At 67.3% G+C, this 19062-nt stretch carries 17 protein-coding genes; 3 read left to right on the top strand and 14 right to left on the bottom strand.

From position 1 onward, the window contains the following. Positions 1 to 255 precede the first annotated feature (255 nt). The 5 genes from ung to rhlB form a co-directional block, all read right to left on the bottom strand. On the bottom strand, positions 256 to 969 hold the full coding sequence (gene ung / locus O0K41_RS01735) for a uracil-DNA glycosylase (protein ID WP_049448519.1): 714 nt from the start codon (positions 967 to 969) through the stop codon (positions 256 to 258). A gap of 9 nt (positions 970 to 978) precedes the next feature. Continuing rightward, positions 979 to 1821, bottom strand: a complete 843-nt coding sequence (locus O0K41_RS01730) for a response regulator (protein WP_043034539.1) — start codon at positions 1819 to 1821, stop codon at positions 979 to 981. Between the two features lie 7 nt (positions 1822 to 1828). Continuing rightward, positions 1829 to 2776, bottom strand: coding sequence for a permease-like cell division protein FtsX (ftsX, locus tag O0K41_RS01725; RefSeq protein ID WP_005414664.1), 948 nt, complete (start codon positions 2774 to 2776; stop codon positions 1829 to 1831). Positions 2777 to 2779: 3 nt separating this feature from the next. Next, on the bottom strand, positions 2780 to 3466 hold the full coding sequence (gene ftsE, locus O0K41_RS01720) for a cell division ATP-binding protein FtsE (protein WP_005411273.1): 687 nt from the start codon (positions 3464 to 3466) through the stop codon (positions 2780 to 2782). 177 nt (positions 3467 to 3643) lie between these two features. Then, the gene (gene rhlB / locus O0K41_RS01715; RefSeq protein WP_088436950.1) at positions 3644 to 5371 is read right to left on the bottom strand and encodes an ATP-dependent RNA helicase RhlB; all 1728 of its coding nucleotides are present in this window, start codon (positions 5369 to 5371) and stop codon (positions 3644 to 3646) included. A gap of 511 nt (positions 5372 to 5882) precedes the next feature. On the opposite strand from rhlB, the gene trxA reads away from it, so the two are divergent. The 3 genes from trxA to O0K41_RS01700 all read left to right on the top strand — a co-directional run bounded on the left by trxA (position 5883) and on the right by O0K41_RS01700 (position 9976). Further along, a complete protein-coding gene (gene trxA / locus O0K41_RS01710) occupies positions 5883 to 6212 on the top strand; it encodes a thioredoxin (protein ID WP_005411275.1) in 330 nt (109 codons plus the stop codon). Between the two features lie 228 nt (positions 6213 to 6440). Next, positions 6441 to 8192 carry a transcription termination factor Rho gene (gene rho / locus O0K41_RS01705; protein ID WP_088436951.1) on the top strand — a complete coding sequence of 584 codons (1752 nt, stop codon included), beginning with the start codon at positions 6441 to 6443 and terminating at the stop codon, positions 8190 to 8192. A 209-nt stretch (positions 8193 to 8401) separates the two neighbouring features. Next, positions 8402 to 9976, top strand: coding sequence for a sensor domain-containing diguanylate cyclase (locus O0K41_RS01700; RefSeq protein WP_088431065.1), 1575 nt, complete (start codon positions 8402 to 8404; stop codon positions 9974 to 9976). Positions 9977 to 10010: 34 nt separating this feature from the next. On the opposite strand, the gene O0K41_RS01695 is transcribed toward O0K41_RS01700, so the two are convergent. The 9 genes from O0K41_RS01695 to O0K41_RS01655 all read right to left on the bottom strand — a co-directional run bounded on the left by O0K41_RS01695 (position 10011) and on the right by O0K41_RS01655 (position 18893). Further along, the gene (locus O0K41_RS01695; protein ID WP_108270005.1) at positions 10011 to 10898 is read right to left on the bottom strand and encodes an energy transducer TonB; all 888 of its coding nucleotides are present in this window, start codon (positions 10896 to 10898) and stop codon (positions 10011 to 10013) included. A gap of 61 nt (positions 10899 to 10959) precedes the next feature. Then, positions 10960 to 12690 carry a bifunctional isocitrate dehydrogenase kinase/phosphatase gene (gene aceK, locus O0K41_RS01690; protein WP_049448530.1) on the bottom strand — a complete coding sequence of 577 codons (1731 nt, stop codon included), beginning with the start codon at positions 12688 to 12690 and terminating at the stop codon, positions 10960 to 10962. 146 nt (positions 12691 to 12836) lie between these two features. Continuing rightward, positions 12837 to 13196: a hypothetical protein gene (locus O0K41_RS01685; RefSeq protein ID WP_005411280.1), complete on the bottom strand. Its 360-nt coding sequence runs from the start codon at positions 13194 to 13196 to the stop codon at positions 12837 to 12839. Between the two features lie 53 nt (positions 13197 to 13249). Continuing rightward, entirely contained in the window at positions 13250 to 13666 is a 417-nt protein-coding gene (locus tag O0K41_RS01680; RefSeq protein WP_005411281.1) for a roadblock/LC7 domain-containing protein, read from the bottom strand. Continuing rightward, the gene (locus O0K41_RS01675; RefSeq protein WP_164222560.1) at positions 13659 to 14207 is read right to left on the bottom strand and encodes an ATP/GTP-binding protein; all 549 of its coding nucleotides are present in this window, start codon (positions 14205 to 14207) and stop codon (positions 13659 to 13661) included. The genes O0K41_RS01680 and O0K41_RS01675 overlap by 8 nt, the downstream gene beginning before the upstream one ends. Beyond that, the gene (locus O0K41_RS01670; RefSeq protein WP_024957688.1) at positions 14200 to 15162 is read right to left on the bottom strand and encodes a hypothetical protein; all 963 of its coding nucleotides are present in this window, start codon (positions 15160 to 15162) and stop codon (positions 14200 to 14202) included. The genes O0K41_RS01675 and O0K41_RS01670 overlap by 8 nt, the downstream gene beginning before the upstream one ends. Positions 15163 to 15476: 314 nt before the next feature. After that, positions 15477 to 17699: an NADP-dependent isocitrate dehydrogenase gene (locus O0K41_RS01665; protein WP_164222558.1), complete on the bottom strand. Its 2223-nt coding sequence runs from the start codon at positions 17697 to 17699 to the stop codon at positions 15477 to 15479. A 342-nt stretch (positions 17700 to 18041) separates the two neighbouring features. Next, on the bottom strand, positions 18042 to 18554 hold the full coding sequence (locus O0K41_RS01660; protein ID WP_005411286.1) for a hypothetical protein: 513 nt from the start codon (positions 18552 to 18554) through the stop codon (positions 18042 to 18044). A 45-nt stretch (positions 18555 to 18599) separates the two neighbouring features. Further along, entirely contained in the window at positions 18600 to 18893 is a 294-nt protein-coding gene (locus O0K41_RS01655; RefSeq protein ID WP_005411287.1) for a LysM peptidoglycan-binding domain-containing protein, read from the bottom strand. Positions 18894 to 19062: the final 169 nt, after the last annotated feature.

The following is a 19062-nucleotide window of genomic DNA, read 5'->3' as shown; positions in this document are numbered from 1 at the left end:
GATTTGGACTGCTAAAGGAGGAAAAAGTTCCAGCATCCTATTGATGCAACACTGGTCCCAAACAGAGCCCTACCGTAGCGCGATTTGATGACAGTGGCGAGCGCGCTTTTCGGGATTCACAATCCCTTGGAATTCAAGCGATTACCTGCCGGAAACCGGCCGATTCCGGTCAAGCGGAGCTGAACGGGCCGTTCTGGAGGCCCATTCAGGCCAGGGAACGTTGTCCGGCGTTCAGGCCCGGCCGCCAGCCGGCGCTCAGAGCACCGAGCGCGGCGGCAGCGACCAGTCGATCGGGGCTTGGCCGCGACGCTGCAGGTACTCGTTGGCCATCGAGAAATGGCGGCAGCCGAGGAAGCCACGATGGGCCGACAGCGGCGACGGATGCGGGGCCTTCAGAACGCGATGGCGACGGGTATCAATGACCTTGCCCTTCTGCTGCGCGTAGGCACCCCAGAGCATGAACACCAAGCCTTCGCGTTCGCGGTTGAGCACGTCCACCACGTGATCGGTGAAGCCTTCCCAGCCACGGCCCTGGTGTGCGCCGGCCTTGCCCTCCTCCACCGTCAACACGGCATTGAGCAGCAGCACGCCGCGCTGCGCCCACGGGATCAGGCAGCCGTGGTCCGGGCGCGGGATACCGAGATCGCTCTCGATTTCCTTGTAGATGTTCAGCAGCGACGGCGGCACCGGCACGCCCGGCGGCACCGAGAAACTCAGGCCATGCGCCTGGCCACGGCCGTGGTACGGGTCCTGGCCGAGGATCACCACCTTCACCTGCTCGAATGGCGTGGCGTCGAACGCGGCGAAGATCTGCGGGCCGGGCGGGAATACCGCCGCGCCACTGGCCTTGCGCTGGCGCAGGAAGCTGGACAGCTCGCGCATCTGCGGCTGCAGGAGGTAATCGCCGACATGCTGCTTCCAGCTCGGTTCCAGCTGGATCGTCGAGGTGTCCGCTACTTCATCAATCATTGCACCACTTCATCGAATCAGGGGTCCATCGTTCAACCGGGCCAGGCGCAACTGGAACAGCACCTTGGTGACCAGCAGCCGTTCTTCGATCGGCTTGAGTACCAGGTCGTTGGCGCCGGACTGCAGCAGCCCGGTCTGGTTGTGCGGGTTGCCGTCGCCGGTCATCACCAGCACCGGCAGGCGGCGCTTGCCGTAACCGAAGTCCACGCGCACGCGCTGCACCACGTCGCGGCCGCTCAGTTCGCCCTTCAGGGTGACGTCGGTCAGCACCAGGTCGATGCGATGGCGGCTGCGGCCCAGCGACTCGGCGGTGAGCAGGGTGAACGCCTCTTCGGCGCTGACCACGTGCAGCACGTTCAACTGCTGGCGTTCGAGCATGCGCTTGGTGGCCTCGGCCACCACGCGGCTGTCCTCGATGTAGAGGATGGTCGCGCCGGGAATGGTCTGCGGCTGCACATAGCCGCGGATGAAGGTCGCCAGCGCCTCGTGGCCCAGCGCCTTGTCGAAATAGTCGGTGACGTACTCGGTGAAACGACGCTGCTCCAGATGCTGCTGGGCATCGCCGGACACCACGATCACCGGCACGTAGGCCTGGCCGGCCGCTTCGCGGATCATCCGCGCCAGCGCCAGGCCGTCGCCATCACGCAGGGTCAGCGAGGTGGTCACCAGGTCCACCGGGCCCTGCGCCAGCGCCTGCTGCGCATCCTCGATGCTGTCGCAGCCAATCACCTCCACGCCCGGCAGGTCGCGCTGCAGGACGTCGGCGATCAGCTTGCGGACCAGCTTCGAGCCATCGACCACCATCACCCGCGTCGCGGGCCCTTCAAGGTGCTTCAGCGCTTGCGGTTGCATGCCGGTCTCAGGTGTCGGTCGGTCGGGTCTGGCGCAGGAAGTGGCCGGTGACCAGCCACGCACCCAGCCAGCCCAGCAGCAGCGTGCCGAGCAGGACCAGGCCACCGTGCAGCAGGTCCAGGCCGTGCAGCACGAACGGGCTGCCGTAGCTGCGCGAGAGTTCGGCCAGCGGCACGCGCAGCGCGGCACCGGCGGCGCCGATCAGGGCCAGCGCAACCGCGCCGGCGCCCAGGCCATACCACGCACCCAGGTACAGGAACGGGCGGCGGATGAAGCCATCACTGGCGCCGAGCAGCTGCAGCACGCCGATCTCTTCGCGGCGGGCCTGGATGTCCAGGCGCACGGTGTTGCCGACCACCAGCGCGGCACCGACGCCGAGCAGGACCGACAGCACCTGCACCAGCCGCGCGCCGAACGCCAGCCAGGCATCCAGGCGCTGGCGCCACAGTGCATCGTGCTGCACCAGGTCGGCCTCGGGCAGGCTCTCCAGCGCGCGTGCCAGGCGCGCGTCGTCCTTGCCCTGGCCGGGGGTGATCACCAGCAGCGAGGGCAGCGGGTTGTCATTGAGTGCGTCGATCGCCTCGCCGAGGCCGGCGTCGCGCAGTTCCTGCAGGCCCTGCTCGGGCGTGCGCACGTTCACTTCGGCCACGTCGTCGCGGTCGCGCAGCTGGCCGGCCAGGCGCAGCGCGCCGGGGCCATCGACGTTGCCCTTCAGGAACACATTGATGTCGCGCGACTGCTGTACGCTGCCGGCGAACTGCTTGAGGTTGTCCAGCGCGATCGACAGGCCCAGCGGCAGGGCCAGCGCCAGCGCCATGACCATCACCGTCAGCAGGGTCGCCCACGGTTTGCGGCAGGCACGGCCGAGGCTGAACACCACGCTGTGCGCGTGGTGCTGGAACCAGACGCCCACGCGCGAGGGGGCGGCGGCTTCGCTGTTTTCGTTCTTCGCCATGCGTTACTCCGCCAGATCCTGCGGCGAGATGTCATCCACCAGCCGGCCGTGGTCGAGGATCAGCACGCGCTTGCGCATGCGGCGCAGCAGCGGCAGGTCGTGGCTGACCACCAGCACGCTGGTGCCGCGCGCGGGCAGCTCGGCGAACAGGGCCATGATCTCGGCCGCCAGGGTCGGGTCGAGGTTGCCGGTCGGCTCATCGGCCACCAGCAGCTTGGGCTCACCGACGATGGCGCGGGCGATGCCGACGCGCTGCTGCTCACCGGCCGACAGCTGCGAGGGCAGCGCCTTCTCGCGGTGGCCCAGGCCCATCCGTTCCAGCACCGAGCGCACGCGCTTGCTGATGTCGCCACGGCGGGTGCCGCGCAGGATCAGCGGCAGCGCCACGTTCTCGGCGATCGAGCGGTCCATCAGCAGGCGGTGGTCCTGGTAGACCGCACCCACCGCGCGACGGTGGCGGGGCACATCGCCGCCACGCACCTTCAGCAGGTTGCGCTCGTCGAACACCACCGCGCCACGGCTGGGCCGCTCGTCCAGGTGGATCAACTTGAGCAGGGTGCTTTTGCCCGCACCGGAATGGCCGGTGACGAACAGCATCTCGCCCGGCGCGACCTCGAAGCTGACATCGGTCAGTGCCTCGTGGCCACCGGCGTACTGTTTGCTGACATTGTCGAAGCGCAGGACACTCATGCCCCGATTATGCAGGACCGGCGCGACGTCGTGGAGACGGTCACACGATCGGTAGTGCCGGCCGCTGGCCGGCAACCCACACAACTGCCGGCCAGGGTGGGTGCCGACCGTTGGTCGGCACGCCCTTGAAGCCACCCGACCAACGGTCGGGTGCTACCCGCTGATCGACAGCGCCGATCAGCTACCCGACAGCATCCGGCGGATCTTGCGGCCGATGCGGGTCAGGAACGAATCGCCGGTATCAGCAGCCGTGCGCACCGGCTTGGCCACCACCTGCACCGGCGTGACCGGGCTGGCGCCATTGCCGGCGGCGTTCTGCACGCCCTCGGCACCCTCGACCGGACGACCGTGGCGACGGCGGCGGCGCTTGCGCGGCTTGTGCTCGCCGTCCGCAGCACCTTCCGGTGCGCCTTCGGCGCGCGGCGGGCGCGGCGGACGCGGGGCCTGGGCAGCGGCGCCTTCGGCACCGGCGGCCGGCGCGGGAGCGCCCTGCTCGCCTTCCGCGCGTGGCTTGCGCGGGCCACGCGAACGGCGTTCGCCGCTGCGCTCACCGTCACGGCCACCACGGCCACCACCACCGCCGCCGGAACGGCCGCCACTGCGGCCACCGCCCCGACGCTCTTCCTCGGCGGCGCGGGCTTCGCGCGCTTCGCGGAAGATCTGGCCGACGCTTTCGTTGTCCTCGCCTTCCTCGCCTGCAGCCGGAGCCGGGCGTTCCGGGCGCGGCAGCGGGGTCAGCAGTTCCTTGGTGACCGGCTCGGACGGAATCTTCTGCTCGATATAGGCCTCGATGTCCGGCAGGCCCATGGCGTAGCGCTCGCAGGCGAAGCTGATCGCGTCGCCCTCTTCACCCAGGCGCGCGGTGCGGCCGATGCGATGCACGTAGTCTTCGGCGTCGAACGGCAGGTCGTAGTTGTAGACGTACTTGATGCCGTCGATGTGCAGGCCGCGCGCAGCCACGTCGGTGGCCACCAGGATTTCCAGCTGGCCCTTCTGGAAGCGGTTGAGCAGGCTCTCGCGCTTCTTCTGCGGCACGTCGCCGGACAGCACGCCGACGCGGTAGCCGGCCTTTTCCAGCGAACGCGCCACGCGCTCGACGAACACCTTGGTGTTGACGAAGACCATGGTGCGCGCGCCTTCGCTGCGCGACAGCAGGCCCAGCAGCAGCGGGATCTTCTCGTCGTCGGCCGGGAAGTAGATGCGCTGGCGCACGCGCGCGGCGGTGATGGTCTCGGCTTCGACCACCAGCTTCTGCGGCTCGTTCATGTGCTCGTAGGCCAGCTCCAGCACGCGGTGGCTGAGGGTGGCACTGAACAGCAGGGTCTGGCGGGTGGTGCGCTCCGGCATGCGGCGCAGCAGGAAGCGGATGTCCTTGATGAAGCCCAGGTCGAACATGCGGTCGGCTTCGTCCAGCACGCAGATCTCGCAGGCGTGCAGCGACACCACCTTGTGCTGCTTGACGTAGTCGATCAGGCGGCCCGGGGTGGCGATGATCACGTCCACGCCCTGCTGCAGCAGCTCGCGCTGCTTGTCGTAATCCACGCCGCCGTAGACCAGGGCGAAGCGCAGGCCCAGGTCGGAACCGAACTTCACCGCATCCTTGTGGATCTGGATGGCCAGCTCGCGGGTCGGGGCGAGGATCAGCGCACGCGGATCTTCCGGCTTGCGATCGGCCAGCGCCGGACGCGTCAGCAGGCGGTTCACGACAGCGACCAGGAAGGCCAGGGTCTTGCCGGTGCCGGTCTGGGCCTGGCCGGCAACATCACCGCCGGGCAGCGCGACCGGCAGGGTCAGCGCCTGGATCGGGGTGCAGCGGGTGAATCCGGCTCCTTCAAGGCCGGCCTGCAGGGCCGGGTGCAGCTCGAAGGAGGAAAAGGTCAAATCGGTCAGCGGTTTGTCGCTCATGAGTCCGTCTTGGTATGGCCGCCGGCCCGTGGGGCGGCTGGCACTTCATCGTCTAGGGGCACCGTCGCAAACTGCGGCCCCTGCGGCGGGTTGGCAGGCTGGGACCACCCGGTCCGCGCGCCGCACAATGGCCCAGTTTAACGCACTCGGGCCGGCAAACCGGAATGCCTTGTCTCACCGGATGGGGAGACGGCGCGCCTTCATCCAGCCACACGGGACTTGAACGACCCCGCCGGTCCCGCTGGTGTCGCCCGCTGCCACCCCCATCTTCGGGAAGACAGTGAAATCCGACACATACCGGGCTTCGAAGCGATCACGATACGCTGGGTTCCAGCCGGCGCCTGTCCCCGCCCTGCGATAGGGGTACACTGCCGGCCGTGAGCGTCCAGGCATCCCGCCGAACGCACCGCGGCAGTGCGCCGCGAGGCAACGACGAGGGTCGCGCCACCGGGCATGGCCCAGTTCACCCACCTCCGGCATGGCCGGGTGCAATCCAAGACGAGAAACCAAGATGAGCGACAAGGTTGTACATGTCGGCGACGCCGACTTTGATAGCGCAGTGCTGAATTCCAAGGAACCGGTGCTGGTCGATTTCTGGGCCGAATGGTGTGGCCCGTGCAAGATGATCGCCCCGGCGCTGGACGAACTGGCCGATGCCTACCAGGGCCGCGCCAAGATCGCCAAGGTCAACGTCGACCACAATCGTGCGCTGGCCGCCAAGTACCACGTGCGTTCGATCCCGTACCTGGTCGTGTTCAAGGACGGCGAGAAGGTCGGCGAGCAGATCGGTGCGGTGGGCAAGGCCCAGCTGGCCGGCCTGCTGGACAAGGCCCTGGCCTGATCCTGCTGTTTTCCGGCAGCCGCCACCCGCGGCTGCCGGCGGACGCCCTGCGTCCATGATGAATGCTGTTCCCGGCAGCCCTTGCACGGCGCCGCAGGCCGATGATAGTGTCGGCACATCCGGCCGCGTTCGCGTGCCGCACCCTCTGGACGCAGTTTCTTCCAGACCCATTCCCAACGTTCGCCGCCCCAGCCGGGCGCTCGCACCTTCAAGCGAGGAATAACGCTCTTGTCCGATAACACTTCCGAAACCGGCAGCGCCGATGCGCCCGCCGAAAAGCGCGTGCGCAAGCCCCGCGTGAGCAAGGCCGCCGCCCCGGCAGCCGCCGAAACCAGCGCCGCTCCGGCGCAGCCGACCCTGCCGCTGGCCGCCGCGCCCGAGGCACCGGCCCCCGCCCCCGCACCGAGCGCGCCCGCCGCCGAGGCCCCTGCCAGCAGTGGCGGTGGCGAAGGTGGTGAGGGTCGCGAATCCGGCCAGCCGCGGCAGCAGAACCACCAGGGCGGTGGCCAGAACCAGGGCCAGAACCCGTACAACCAGAACGGCCAGCAGGGCCAGGGGCAAGGCCAGGGCAACCGCCGTGACCGCTTCCGCAACCGCCGCGACCGTGACCGTGACCGCAACAACAACCGCTTCCGCGACGACGGCATGCCCAACGACGGCGGCGAGCAGCAGCCCTTCGTGCCGCGTCCGCACGCCAACGTGCCGGAAGGCTTCCCGGTCTATTCGCTGAGCGACCTCAAGCGCATGCCGGCACAGAAGCTGCTGGAAATCGCCGAGCAGCTGCAGATCTCCGAAGGCGTGGCACGCGCCCGCAAGCAGGATGTGATCTTCGCCCTGCTGAAGGTACTGACCCGCCACGGTGACGGCGTCGCCGCCGACGGCGTGCTGGAAATCCTGCCGGACGGCTTCGGCTTCCTGCGCGCGGCCGAAGCCAGCTACCTGGCCGGCCCGGACGACACCTATATCTCGCCCAGCCAGATCCGCCGCTTCAACCTGCGCACCGGCGACCATATCTCCGGCCGCATCCGCTTCCCGAAGGACGGCGAGCGCTACTTTGCGCTGAACATCGTCGACACCATCAACGGCGAGCCGATCGAAGCGTCGAAGAACAAGGTGCTGTTCGAGAACCTGACCGCCCTGTTCCCGCGCCGCCGCTTCACCCTGGAGCGCGGCAACGGTTCGTCGGAAGACATCACCGGCCGCATCCTCGACCTGATGGCGCCGCAGGGCAAGGGCCAGCGCTCGCTCATCGTGTCGCAGCCGAAGGCCGGCAAGACCATGATGATGCAGCAGGTCGCCACCGCCATCACCACCAACCACCCGGACGTGCACCTGATCGTGCTGCTGATCGACGAGCGCCCGGAAGAAGTGACCGAAATGCAGCGCACCGTGCGCGGCGAGGTCATCAGCTCGACCTTCGACGAACCGGCCGCGCGCCACGTGCAGGTGGCCGAAATGGTCATCGAGCGCGCCAAGCGCCTGGTCGAGCACAAGAAGGACGTGGTGATCCTGCTCGACTCGATCACCCGCCTGGCCCGCGCCTACAACAACGTGGTGCCGAGCTCGGGCAAGGTGCTGACCGGTGGTGTGGACGCCAACGCCCTGCACCGCCCGAAGCGCTTCTTCGGTGCCGCGCGCAACGTGGAAGAAGGCGGCAGCCTGACCATCATCGCCACTGCGCTGGTCGACACCGGCTCGAAGATGGACGAGGTGATCTACGAAGAGTTCAAGGGCACCGGCAACAGCGAAGTGCACCTGAGCCGTCGCATCGCTGAAAAGCGCGTGTTCCCGGCGATCGACATCAACCGTTCCGGCACCCGCCGCGAAGACCTGCTGATCGAGCCGGAACTGCTGCAGAAGATCTGGATCCTGCGCAAGCTGCTGCATCCGATGGATGAAATGGCCGCGATGGAGTTCCTGCTCGACAAGATGAAGAACACCAAGTCCAACGACGAGTTCTTCGGTTCGATGAAGCGCTGATCCACGGCATTGCATCGAAAAGAACCTGCCGCTCGCTGCGGCAGGTTTTTTTTTACCTGCAGGGCGACCCACTTCACTTCACCGCCGCCCGGTTTTGGCGATAATCCGCCCGATGCCCTGCCCGGCCCCGAGGGCCTGGCCACCGATTCCCGCTGTCGCCCCTTCCGGAGAACCGGTCGGGTCCAGCCTCCTGCCGGATCCGTCGAAGCATGCGAACGCTGTCTCCCCGCCTCAACCTGGGCAAGCTGATCCTCGCCCTGGCCCTGCTCAGCGCCATCATCGCGCTGGCCAACACCCTGCTGGCCAGCTACCGGGTGCAGCGCGACCAGCTGGTCGGCAACACCCTGGAGGCCAACCGCGTCTACGCCACCAAACTGGCCGAAACGACCCAGAACTTCCTGCTGGCTGCCCAGCAGGAACTGGCCTACGCCGCCACGCGGCTTGGCCAGGGCAACCTCGACCCGGCACAGGCCCAGGACGAAGCCAGCCGCCTGCAGCTGCAGACCAACAGCTTCAACTCTTCGCTGGTGGTGGATGCCGACGGCCTGGTGATCGCCACCTCGCCGCAGACCCTGCAGCTGCAGGGCGAAGTGCTGCACAGCGTCGGCAACAATGCCGCGCTGGCCGCGCGCCAGCCGATGATCAGCGACCCGTACCAGTCGGCCACCGGCAAGCTGCTGGTCTCGCTGTCGCACCCGATCTTCGATCGCCAGGGCCACTACCGTGGTTACGTCAGCGGCACCCTGTACCTGCGCCAGCGCAGCGCACTGCACACGCTGCTGGGCAAGCACTACTACCGTGATGGTTCCTACCTGTACGTGGTCGATCGCCATGGCCGCCTGCTGTACCACGCCGATGGCAAGCGGGTAGGCGACTACGTGGTCGGCAACCCCGCAGTAAAGGCCGTGGTGCGCGGCGAGCGTGGCGCGCAGCAGGTGCGCAACAACCTGGGCGTGTCGATGCTGGCCGGCTATGCGCCGGTGGCGGCCACCGGCTGGGGCATCATCGCCCAGCGCCCGACCGAGGCCACGCTGCAGCCGCTGTCGCGGTTGATGACTGCGGTAATCTGGAACGCAATCCCGCTGGGCCTGCTGTCGCTGCTGATCACCTGGTGGTTCGCCCGTCGCATTTCGATGCCGCTGTGGCAGCTCGCACGCAACGTGCAGGGCGGCGAAGACACCGGCAATGCGATCAACCACGTCAGCGGCATCCGAGCGTGGTACTTCGAGGTCGCCCAGCTCAAGCAGGCGGTACTGCACAGCTTCAATGCACTGCAGGACCGCATCGGCACGCTCAACCGCGCCAGCCGCACCGATCCGCTGACCAGTCTTCTCAACCGCCGCGGCCTGCAGCAGGCGCTGGATGCCCTGCAGGTACAGGGCATCCCGTTCGCGATCCTGGCGCTGGACATCGATCGCTTCAAATCGATCAATGACAACCACGGCCATGACGTCGGCGACGCTGCCATCGTCCACATCGCCAACCAGATGCGCCGCTACTCGCGCGACAGCGACATCCTCTGCCGCGCCGGCGGCGAGGAGTTCCTGCTGCTGTTGCCGGGCATCAGCGCCGAGTCAGCGCGACAGGCTGGCGAGCGTCTGCGCCAGCACATTGCCGACCATCCGTTTGAACCGGTCGGCACCATCACCGTCTCGCTGGGCGTGGCCCACTTCCCCAGCTTCCATGTCGATGCCGAGCAGGCGCTGCGGCTGGCCGACAAGGCGCTGTACCTGGCCAAGGAGCAGGGCCGCAACCGGGTGGTGGTCTACCCCTACGCCGATTGACGCGAAGCCGGGCTGGCCGGCTCCGCAGTGATCGTCAGCCCTGCTCCAGCGGCGTCAGCAGACGCAGGCCGCGCTTGGCGCCGTCGACCATGTAGATGCCGCCCTCGGGCAGCAGGTCGCTGCCGGCCTGCTCGATCGCATCTGCCTTCCGCCACGGCACGGCCTGCCGCGGGCCCGGGATGAAGGCACGCCAGCGGCCATAGCGCTCCGCTCCATTGGGATCATCGTTCAGGCCGAAATTGACCGGTATGCGTACCGTCCAGCTGTCGCGGGTGCTGGCTTCGCCGGTGGTCGGTGGGTTGAACGTCCACTTGCGGGCACTGCTGACGGCGGCCCTGGCCAGGGTTTCGCGCATCTTGGCAAGGGTGCGCTCGCGTCCGACCACGGTCATGTTCACCTGCTCGGCAATCACATCGGCCACCGTGCCGTCACGCGCGATCCTGACCACCAGCAGCACTTCGCCTTGGCCGCCGCTCCGATAGACCTCTTCCGGATAACGCGGGGGCGCCATGCGACCTTGGGTCACCGAATCTGTGGCTTTCTCATCGTACTCGCTGAAGTTGACGCTGGTCATGCTGACTTCGTAGCCACCATCGGCCATGGCTTTGCCCCGCAGGCGCACCCGCAATGGCGCACGTGCCGCCACCGCCGTGCCATCGCGCAGGGTGGGTTCGAAGCGCCAGCCACCGATGGTGCCCTCCACGAAGGACGCGATGCTCGGAGACAGCATCGACTTCTGGTCCAGTACCAACGAACTGACCGCGCCCTCGGGCGTGACCTCGATATGGCCAGAGAGCACCATGCTCATCTCCGCGGTGGCACGCACCGCGCGCGTGGTCTGCGCGCTGGCATCGCCGGCGAACAGCGGAGCGCCGGCACCGACGGCCAACGCGAGAGCGAGGAACAATGGGGAACGCATCATTGCCGGATCCTTGGTGATGAAGGGCGAGAGTACCTCAGTCCCAACACCCATGACAGCTGGCTCACGCCAACCGGTGCGCGCCAGCATAGGGCGGCGTGTCCGGATAGTCACCTCGGGCGAAGCGTTCCTGCAGGCCCTGCCACCAGCCCGGGTCGAACAGGTGCCGGTAGTGCTCGCGCACCGCTGCCAGCTCTGCAGCGGGCAGGCCCATGAACGGGCCGAAGCGCTCGGGAAACACGTCGCGCGGACCGACATGGAACCATGGCTCATCGGACATCGCTTCCTCCGGCGTACGCGGCTGCGGCCAGGCGCGGAACACGCAGTCGCTGACCAGGCACAGCTCGTCGTAGTCGTAGAATACGGCCCGGCCATGCCGTGATACGCCGAAATTCTTTGGCAGCATGTCACCGGGGAAGATGTTGTTGCGCGCCATGTCGGTGATGGCCTGAGCGTAGTCGAGCACCGCCGCCCGCACCGCCTCCGCACCCTGCTCGCGCAGGTACAGATTCAAGGGACGAAAACGACGCTGCACATAGCACAGTGCGACTTCGACCTCATCGCCATCGATGCGTACGCTCTGCGCGCACTGCTGCAGCAGTTCATCCAGCAAGGCGGGCGCGAAGCGCTCGCGCGGGAAGCGCAGATGACGATAGGGCTGCGCATCGAGCAGGCGGCCGACACGATCGAGGTTGAACACCAGCGCGTACTTCTCTTCCACCTGCTGTCGCGACATCGCCTTGGGCCACGCGAAACGGTCGCGGATCAGCTTGAACACCAGCGGGTAACTGGGCAGGGTGAACACCGCCATGACCATGCCCGGCGTGCCCTCTGCATGCACCAGCCGCTCCTGCGGGTGCTCGTTGAAATGACGGAAGAAGGTGCGGTAGCGCTCGGTCTTGCCCTGCTTGGCGCGGCCCAGCACGGTGTATATCTCATCGATGGGCTTGCCCGGCAGCAGACTGCGCAGGAACACCACCGCATCACCGACCGTGGCCAGGTTGGCCTGGAAATAGCTGCGTGACACGCCGAACAGGTGGGCCACGTCCCGGCGCCGGGTCAGCACTGCATCGGCGCGCAGGCCACGCTCGTCGTTCACCAGGGCAATCACGCACGGCGAGAACCGGTGCTCGCCGAACACGCGGCCAACCAGGTAAGCGCGGCGCTCGCGGTAGAACACCGTGTCGAGCAGCTCGATGCTGCGTACCGGCGTATCGCCCCAGTGGGCCAGGTCATCCTGCAGGCGCACCGCGATGGCCGCGGCGCAGCGCAGTTGGTGCGCATAGGGGATATCGAAGCGATAGTCGGCCAGCACCCGCTGCAGCGCCTCCACCGGCCGCGTCGGCGAAACCGCGTAGGTATGCCGCGCCACCGGGTGGGTGATGGCATCGGAGGGTTCGACATCGAAGGCGATGAACTCCAGCGCCGGGTCCACGCCCCGGGTGGCAAACAGGCGCCGCGACAACGTGTTGTAGAAGGTCTTGTACAGCTCGGCGTCGATCAGGCCCTGCAGCAGCGCGCTGTAGCGGGCGTGCACCCGCAACCACAGCGCGCGCTCGCCGATCGCGTCACCGGCGAGGCGGCGCAGCGCATCCATCTGCTCGGCGATGCACAGGTCGTACAGGGCGATGCGCTCGACCGCATCCTGTCGCGCACCGGCCCAGTCACGCTGCTCGAAGCGCTGCCGCGCCCGCGCGGTGATCGCCGCAAAGCGGGCGTGGTACTGCTCGAAACCGTCGCGGATGGCTACCGCGATGCGCGGTGCCAGCTCGGCAGCGATGTCAGGCCTGGACATGCATGGCTCACCCGGGAGGACCGGCTTCACCATACGCTGGCGTGTGCGATGCCGTCGAGCGCGAAGGTAGTGCCGGCCGCTGGCCGGCAGCACCTGGACCGCCGATGGATCGATGCAGATGCCGGCCAGCAGCCGGCACTACTGGCTCAGATCGCCAGTTCGGCTTCCACGTCCTGCACCTTGCGCCGTGCCAATGCCAGGTTGGACCTGGTACGGTCCAGTACGATGTAGAAGAACAGGCCCTTCTTCTTCGCCACCGGGCGCATGATGTGGTACGCCTTGCCCAGCGAGATCAGGATGTCCTCGATGCTGTCGTTGAGGTTCAGCGATGCGGCGGTCTTCATCTTGGCACGGATCACTTCGGTGTTGCCGGCGGCGGCCACTTCCATGTCCATGCCGGCACCGGCTTCGCCCAGCAGCATGCCGCTTTCATAGTCGACCAGCGCCACTGCCTGCGCGCCGTCGATGCCCATCAGTGCGTTCAACGATTCATTCAGTCCAGCCACGTCGCACCCCTTGTCGATGTTGGTTCGAGCCCCTCGTTCCCCTGCGGCCGGGCTCACGATCCGCCGAGTTCGGCCAGGATCGCCTGGCCACATTCCCTGCTCTGCCACAGCACCTGGCCGATCACGCTTCGCTGGTCGCAGGCCGCCATCAGCAGCAACGGCACGCGCCCCTCGGCCTGGATCGCCAGCATCAGCACCTTGCCGCCCGCGGCTTCCAGCATCAGCGTCTGCAGATCCCCAAGCACCAGTTCGCGCCCCACTGCTGCAGCCAGCGCCAGCATCGCGCTGGTCATCGCTGCCAGGCGTTCACCGCGCCCTTCGGCACCGGCACTGACCAGGGCGAAGCCATCCACACTGGCCAGCACCACCGTACGTATGCCTTCCACCCGCTGCTGCAGGTCTCGCAGCAAGGGCTGCAGGCGCTCACGCTGGCCGGCGTCGGGCAGTAGCGCCACCTGTCCGTCAGCCATGCGCGGCCACCAGTGCGTGCGCTTCCATCTCGCCCATCAATACATCCATCAGCAGCAATCCCTGTTCGCGGTCGCGGGTATCCACGGCCAGTAGCGGCAGCGGCTGGTCATCAAGGCAGGCAAGGGCGGCCCAGTCATCCAGCGCGGCGTGCGGTGCCTGGTCAAGATGGGTGACGGCCACCACCAGCGCCAATGACGATGCGAACGGCCGCAACACCTGCAGATAATCCTCCAGTTCGGCAACCACGCCCGCGCGCCGCGCATCCAGCAGCAGCACGGCGCCGCGGGCGCCCTGCAGCAGGATCGGCCAGAGGAAATCGAAACGCTGCTGTCCCGGCGTGCCATACAGGCGCAGCCGCTCGCCATTGGGCAGGCCGATATCTGCATAGTCCAGGGCGACGGTGGTGGAGGCCTTGTCGGCACCGAGGCGGTCGCTGTTGGCCACGTCGGTGTCGACCACCGCGCCGGCCGCGATGCTGCGCACCAGGGTCGACTTGCCACTGCCCATGCCACCCAGCACCACCACCTTGTGCTCACGCATTGCGTTCGCTCCCACGCAGGTGACGCCACAGACGGGCGAGCAGGCCGTTGTCAGCGCCGGCAGCGCGTTCCGCCAGCGGTACCGCCGGCGCTGCCTGCAGCTGCGCGTAACCGCACAGGTAAGCGGCATGGATGAAATCACGCACGGCCGCAGGCGGCAGATCAAGCAACATCGCGCACTCGTCCACCGTGCACGCGCGCTTGAGCAGCAGCGAGCACAGGCGGAAGCCATCATGGTCATGGCCCAGCACACGGAAATCGGGCCAGCGCAGCAGCTTTACCGAAGCACCGCGCAGGCGTTCGTCCAGTGCCTGCCAATGGCGGCTGCGTTGCGCCCATTGCCACAGCAGCGGCCGCAGTGGCTGGCGTGGCCGCTCGCCGGCCAGGCCATGCAGGCGTGCGGGTGTCAGCGCATCCAGCTGCAGGCGTTCGAAGGCATCGGCCAAACGCTCCACCAGGGCCGTAGCCGGTTCCTGCAGCAGCACGGCCTGGTCATGCTCCAGGTCCATCAGCAGCAGAGGCTCGCCCGCATCACTCAACAGGGCCTGGCCCTGTCGCAGCGGCAGCCGCTCGCGCAGCAGACGGGTGATGGCATGCGCACCATCAGCCAGGCGGATCGGTGCGGGTGCGTGCATGGCCAAGGGCTCCACTGCCAACTGCATGCGACGCAGCGCGCGACCGATGGCACTGTCATCAAGCACGTCCTGGTGCCCGTCGCCATCACGCAGCTGGCCGCCGATGTCTTCGATCCAGCACTGCAGTCGCGGACGCTGCTGGCGCATGCGCTGGGCCGCGTTGCGCAGCGCCGGCGTATCGCGGATGACCAGCAGGTCGCAATCGTCCAGGTCCTGGCTGCGGCGGATCTGGCCGTCCGGCAGGGCCGATGCCACGCGCAGCCGCTGCAGCAGGGCCTGCTCGCCCTGGATGTCGGTTCCCACTACCAGCACGCGTGCCATCCGTGTTCCCCGTGCGGCCACCTCCCCGGTGGCCTCGCGTCGCCAAGGCTAGGGCATCGCCAGCGGCAGCCGTCGTGATCGACTGCTCAGATCGAGGGCGGTTGCAGACGGTGCCCGATCAGTTCTGCGACGGCCATCGCGGGCAAGTTTCATGCCTCGTTGACGACATTCCGACAGCCGACGGGAATCACGGTTCTGGACGCGGGTCGAATGGGCTCAGATCCCTTTTGCATGGCAAAAGGGTTCTGACCCGGAGCCCAAAAGAAACCCGCGCCGAAGCGCGGGTTCCGGTGTCACGACCGAACGGCGATGGATCAGCCGCGCAGCTGCTCCAGCGCGGCATTGAAGGTCGCGCTCGGGCGCATCGCCTCGCTCGCCTTGGCGACGTCCGGGCGGTAGTAGCCGCCGATGTCCACGGCCTTGCCCTGCACCGCGATCAGCTCTTCGACGATCTTCTGCTCGTTGTCGGTCAGTGCCTTGGCCAGCGGTGCGAAGCGTGCCTTCAGTGCCGCATCTTCGTCCTGTGCGGCCAGCGCCTGCGCCCAGTACAGCGCGATGTAGAAGTGGCTGCCACGGTTGTCGATGCCACCCAGCTTGCGCGACGGCGACTTGTCGTTGTCCAGGAACTGGCCGTTGGCTTCGTCCAGCGCCTTGGCCAGCACGCGGGCGGCGGCGTTGTCGTAGCGGTTGCCCAGGTGTTCCAGCGACGCGGCCAGGGCCAGGAACTCACCCAGCGAATCCCAGCGCAGGTAGTCCTCTTCGACGAACTGCTGCACGTGCTTCGGGGCCGAACCACCGGCGCCGGTCTCGAACAGGCCGCCACCGGCCATCAGCGGCACGATCGACAGCATCTTGGCGCTGGTGCCCAGCTCCATGATCGGGAACAGGTCGGTCAGGTAGTCGCGCAGCACGTTGCCGGTCACCGAGATGGTGTCCTCGCCCTTGCGGATGCGGTCCAGCGAGAACGCGGTGGCTTCCACCGGCGGCAGGATGCGGATGTCCAGGCCGGTGGTGTCGTGGTTCTTCAGGTACTGCTCGACCTTGGCGATGACCTGCGCGTCGTGGGCGCGGGCGGCATCCAGCCAGAACACGGCCGGGGTGCTGCTCAGGCGGGCGCGTTCGACGGCCAGCTTGACCCAGTCCTGGATCGGAGCGTCCTTGGTCTGGCACATGCGCCAGATGTCACCGGCTTCCACGGCGTGTTCGAACACCACGTTGCCGGCATCGTCGGTAACCTTGACCACGCCGTCGGCAGCAATCTGGAAGGTCTTGTCGTGCGAACCGTACTCTTCGGCCTTCTGCGCCATCAGGCCGACGTTCGGCACCGAGCCCATGGTGGCCGGGTCGAAGGCGCCGTGCGCCTTGCAGTCGTCGATGACGGCCTGGTACACGCCGGCGTAGCAGCGGTCCGGAATGACCGCCTTGGTGTCCTGCAGCTTGCCTTCGGCGTTCCACATCTTGCCCGAGTCGCGGATCATCGCCGGCATCGAGGCGTCGACGATCACGTCGCTCGGCACGTGCAGGTTGGTGATGCCCTTGTCCGAATTGACCATGGCCACGCCCGGACGCTGCGCGTACTCGGCGGCCAGGTCCGCTTCGATCGCGGCGCGGGTGGCTTCCGGCAGCGACGGCAGGCGCGCGGCCAGGTCACCGATGCCGTTGTTGGCATCGAAACCGGCCTGCTTGAGCACGTCGGCGTGCTTGGCCAGCACGTCCTTGTAGAACTCGTTGACCGCCACGCCGAACATGATCGGGTCGGAGACCTTCATCATGGTCGCCTTCAGGTGCAGCGAGAACAGCACGCCCTGGGCCTTGGCATCGGCGATCTGCTCACCGATGAACGCGGCCAGCGCCTTGCGGCTCATGACGGCGGCATCGACGATCTCGCCGGCCTTGACCGTGGTCTTTTCCTTCAGCACGACGGCGCTGCCGTCCTTGCCGTGGAAGGTGATCTTCAGCGCACCGGCGTTGGCCAGGGTGGCCGACTTCTCGCTGCCGTAGAAATCGCCGGCGGCCATGTGCGCGACGTGCGACTTCGAATCCGACGCCCAGGCGCCCATGCGGTGCGGGTGCTTGCGCGCGTAGTTCTTCACCGACAGCGGTGCACGACGGTCGGAGTTGCCTTCGCGCAGAACCGGGTTCACCGCACTGCCCTTGACCTTGTCGTAGCGCGCCTTGTAGTCGCGCTGCTGGTCGTCGGCCGGGGTTTCCGGGTAATCCGGCAGCGGATAGCCCTGGTCCTGCAGTTCCTTGATGGCCGCCTTCATCTGCGGCACCGAGGCGGAGATGTTCGGCAGCTTGATGATGTTGGCGTCCGGGGTGGTCGCCAGCTGGCCCAGCTCGGCCAGGTCGTCGCTGACCTTCTGCGCGTCGGACAGCAGTTCCGGGAACTGCGACAGGATGCGGCCGGACAGCGAGATGTCACGGGTTTCCACCACGATGCCGGCAGTGGCGGTATAGGCGTCGACGATCGGCAGCAGCGACTGGGTCGCCAGGAACGGTGCTTCGTCGGTCAGCGTGTAGAGGATCTTGGACATGGGGGACTTGGACTCTGTAGCAATGCTCAGGGGAAGGCCGGCGCGAGCGCCGGGCCACGTGCAACCGTGTCGCTTTCCCCCGTCGCCGTCAGGGTGGGCGCGCGGCGGGGAAACCCCTGCATTGTCGCGTTTTCAGCCGCGCGGGGCAAAGCCGCGCCATACGCGGCGGTACTGCACGGCGGCAACGCTGTGATCCATCCACGCGCGGCGTGGATCTGCGCGAACGCCGCCGTCAGTGGATCCACGCCATGCATGGATGAAGCCAGCCACCGGCCAATAAAAAAGGACGCAGCCTTGCGGCTGCGTCCATCGTGAGTCCTGCCGGGAGAGAGTCGGCAGGACTTACTTGACCTCGAACTCCTGCGGCGTTCCAGCCGCCTTGCCATCGACCGTGACCTCGGCGCGGTACTTGCCGGCCGGCCAGCCCTTTGCATTCTTGAACGTGACGTTGGTGGTCTCCGCGCCGCTGGCATTCAGGGTCGCGGTCTGTTCGCCGGCCACCTGGCCGTCCTGGAAGGTCAGCTTGGCACCGACATTGACGTTGTTGGCGGCGCCATCGGTCTTGACCGAGACGATGACATCATCCTTCGGCGAGAACAGTGCAGCCGGGGCGACCGATTTGTCGGCGGCAGCGGTCTTGCCCACGGTGACGGTGGAAACGCTGACCGCGGCAGCTTCCGCCATCGGCGGCGGTGCACCGGTCATCGGTGCCGGCGCTGCCGGCTCGGCCGGAGCCGTGGCGGCCGGAGCGGCGTTGGTGTCGGTCGACTCTTCCTTCTTCTTGCAACCGACCAAGGCAACGCTGCCCAGCAGGGCGGCGATCAGGGCGGTCTGGAGCGGGGTGGTCTTGATCATTCGGGGTTCCTCCCAGGGATTGTCGGACGGCGTTCGATCGCCGGCTTACTTCGGCGGCAGTTTCAGGGTCTGGCCCGGGAAGATCTTGTCCGGGTCGTCAAGCACATCGCGATTGGCTTCGAAGATCTTCTTCCAGGCGTTGGCGTCGCCCAGATGCTGCTTGGCGATCTTCGACAGCGAGTCACCCTTCTGCACGGTATAGGTGCCGCCGCTGACGATCTCGGCGGTGCTGTCCACCGAAGCGCTCACGCCGGAGAAGTCCGCCTTCGGCACCTGCTCGGCGGTACTGTCGACGCTGGCGCTGACGCCGGAGAAATCGGCTTTCTTCTCGGTACTCATCCACAACTCCCGTCTGCATGACTACGTGGCTCGCACGGTGCCATGGCGGTTGTTAAATGGGGATGGTGCAGATGTGAAGCCGCCCCGGGGGGCGGCTGAACAATCGGGAGAGACGGTGCCCGGTAGTGCCGGCCGCTGGCCGGCTGTGCCAGGGGGATCCGGCCTTGGC

It is taken from the genome of Stenotrophomonas sp. Sm2128, assembly GCF_030985535.1.
Lineage (GTDB): Bacteria > Pseudomonadota > Gammaproteobacteria > Xanthomonadales > Xanthomonadaceae > Stenotrophomonas > Stenotrophomonas maltophilia.
This window is presented reverse-complemented; position numbering and strand designations above follow the sequence as displayed.